Annotated in this window: 1 protein-coding gene and 2 pseudogenes; 2 read left to right on the top strand and 1 reads right to left on the bottom strand. The window is 53.6% G+C overall.

The annotated features are described in order from the left end of the window. The first annotated feature begins 71 nt into the window (after window positions 1-71). Together AB5Y97_RS15295 and AB5Y97_RS15300 are read left to right on the top strand one after the other, a co-directional pair. A protein-coding gene (locus tag AB5Y97_RS15295) for an IS3-like element ISAs22 family transposase (RefSeq protein ID WP_088821966.1) occupies window positions 72-1,159 on the top strand; the annotation gives its coding sequence in 2 pieces (ribosomal slippage) (window positions 72-324 and window positions 324-1,159; 1,089 coding nt in all). Window positions 1,160-1,198: 39 nt separating this feature from the next. Further along, a pseudogene (locus AB5Y97_RS15300) lies at window positions 1,199-1,897 on the top strand (methyl-accepting chemotaxis protein); the annotation flags it as partial. 442 nt (window positions 1,898-2,339) lie between these two features. Here AB5Y97_RS15300 and AB5Y97_RS15305 read toward each other — a convergent pair. Next, window positions 2,340-2,886: pseudogene (locus tag AB5Y97_RS15305) on the bottom strand (IS3-like element ISAeme20 family transposase); the annotation flags it as partial.

The following is a 2,886-nucleotide window of genomic DNA, read 5'->3' on the forward strand; positions in this document are numbered from 1 at the left end:
GGTAATCCCCCCGAAAAACTGAGGTGCTCATAAGTAGAATTTTCTCGTATCTTGAACGCAGGAGGTTCTACATGAAAACATCACGCTTTAGCGATGCACAGATCATCGCCATCCTCAAGCAGGCCGAGTCTGGTTCACCCGTCCCTGAGCTCTGCCGTGAGCATGGCATCAGCTCCGCCACCTTCTACAAGTGGCGCTCCAAATTCGGTGGCATGGATGCCTCTCTCATGGCGCGCCTCAAAGAGCTGGAAGAGGAAAATCGTCGCCTTAAGAAGATGTATGCCGAGGAGCGCCTAAAGGCTGAGATCATCTCCGAGGCGATGGCAAAAAAGTGGTGACGCCATCTGCCCGCAGGGAGATGGCGACCAAGGCTGTGGCTCATTACGCCATTTCTATCCGTCTGGCTTGCCAGGTGTTCAAGGTGAGCGAGGGTTGCTACCGTTATCAGCCCGTGCTGGCTGATGAAAACCAGGAGATTGCCGACTGGCTACTGCGCCTCACCGCCAACCAGCGCAACTGGGGTTTCGGACTGTGCTTCCTGTACCTGCGTAACGTCAAAGGCTTTGGCTGGAACCACAAGCGGGTCTACCGGATCTATCGGGCGCTAGAGCTCAATCTGCGGATAAAACCCAAGAAGCGGCTAGTACGCGCCAAGCCGGAGCCGTTGGCAGTCCCTGACCAACCGAATCACTGTTGGTCGATGGACTTTATGCATGACCAGCTCAGCGATGGTCGTTCGGTGCGGTTGTTTAATGTGATCGATGACTTCAATCGCGAAGCACTGTGCATCGAGGTGGATTTTTCCTTGCCTGCCTCGCGAGTCAAACGGGTGCTGGAGCAGGTCATCGAGTGGCGGGGCAAACCAGCCGCAATCCGCTGTGATAATGGTCCGGAATACATCAGCGAAGAGCTCAAGCAATGGGCGCAGCAGAAGAGGATTGCGCTGAGGTATATCCAGCCAGGCAACCCGCAGCAGAATGCCTACATAGAGCGATTTAACCGCACTGTGCGTTACGACTGGTTGGGCCATTACCTGTTTGAGTCACTGAATGAGTTACAGGAATTTGCCACGAACTGGCTGTGGGTTTATAACCATGAGCGGCCCAATATGGCGCTGGGCGGCTACACGCCGAAACAGCGCTTGGCACAGGCCGCATGACCTCTACTTTTGAGTGCTCCAAAAAATGGGGGGATTACCGCTTCGGCCGCCGAGGAGATCAACCGCAATATTCAAGACAGCAACAGCCAGATTGAAGAAGCCCGTAGCCACTGCATCACCACCAGCACCCAGCTTTCGGAAGCAGGAGAAGAGATGTCGGCGCTTGCTACTCAAGCGGAGCAAGCCTTTCAGTCAGCCGTCGAACTGGCGAGCGAATCCGAGCGGATCGGCACCATCATGAGCGAAATTCGCGGCATTGCAGATCAAACCAACCTGCTGGCGCTTAATGCCTCCATCGAAGCCGCACGGGCAGGCGATCAGGGGCGCGGCTTTGCAGTGGTGGCGGACGAGGTTCGCAGCCTGTCGACCAGAACCCACAAGGCGACAGAGCAGATCCAGAACAGCATTGGCCATATCCAGCAAACCCTGGGGGGATGGAAAGAGATGATGCATCTCAATGTGACCAGAACCAACGCCTGCCTCGCCACCACCCGGGCAAGTACCGGCAACCTGAATCAGGTTGTGATCGAGATAGACAAGGTCTCTGATTTTTCAAACCAGATCACCGCCGCTGCCACCGAGCAACAAGCGGTCATCGAGGAGATCAGTCGTAATATCAACCAGATATCCTCGCTCTCTCACGATAACAGTCTCAAAATCGATCAGGTGAGTGAAACCAGTGCCAACTTGCAGAGCAAAGCGAGCCAACTCAAGGACTTAAGCCGGACATTCGGATAGCAACATGCAGATAAAGTCCATGTAAACGAAGGGCCACCCGTCTGGGTGGCCCTGTTGTTTATAAGGCTTAACTGTTGCACCTAAACGTGATCATGACCATTTAAGTTGGAAACTAGCTGATCAATCGATTCAGTAACTTAGCGACACCACAAGTGACATTTAAGTTGGAAACTCGATAGCAATCCTCCGCCTGCTCAACGAACAAGCAGGACATTGAAGTTGGAAACCAAGCTCTGTTTGCCATGATAGTGACCATGTAACTAAATTACAAAACAGCTAATTACCTCTTATGAGCAGTGGCAGGCAGACGCATGTCATTTGTCCGCAGTTAGCAGAGAGGCTACATGCTGGTGTTGAAAGGTGTGGCTGTAGGTATATGACACCACGGGAAGTCAGCCTAGCAGCTCCCTGAGGTGTCCTGACAAGATCGGACAGTCCCGGATCAAGCAGCCTGAGCAGTTCTCCAATACCTCTTGTTAAACTCCGCCGGGCTGACATTGCCAAGTCGTGAATGCCGACGCTGGCGGTTGTAAAAAATCTCTATGTATTCCTGAATCGCTGCCTTGGCCTCCGCTCTCGTCTCGAATCTATGGTGGTGAACCAGTTCATTTTTAAGAGACCCCCAGAAGCTTTCTATCGGGGCATTGTCGAAGCAGTTCCCCTTGCGTGACATGGAGGTCTGCATGCCAAATTGTACCTGGAGAGCCCGGTAAGCCTTGGCACAGTACTGACTGCCCCGGTCTGTGTGATGAATAAGCCCAACGGGTGGCCTCTTCTGCTGCACAGCCCGAAACAGCGCCTGACTGACCAACCCGGTGGTCATTCGCTCTCCCATCGCATAACCCACTATCTCACAGGTAAACACATCCTTGAGACCAGCCAGATAAAGCCAGCCTTCGTCGGTGGCAATATAGGTGATATCACCGGTCCAGACTTCGTTGGGCTTCGTCGGCGCAAAGACCTGACCAAGGAGATTCTCCGCCACGGGC

The sequence above is a fragment of the Aeromonas sp. R10-2 genome (assembly GCF_040908445.1).
GTDB lineage: Bacteria > Pseudomonadota > Gammaproteobacteria > Enterobacterales > Aeromonadaceae > Aeromonas > Aeromonas veronii.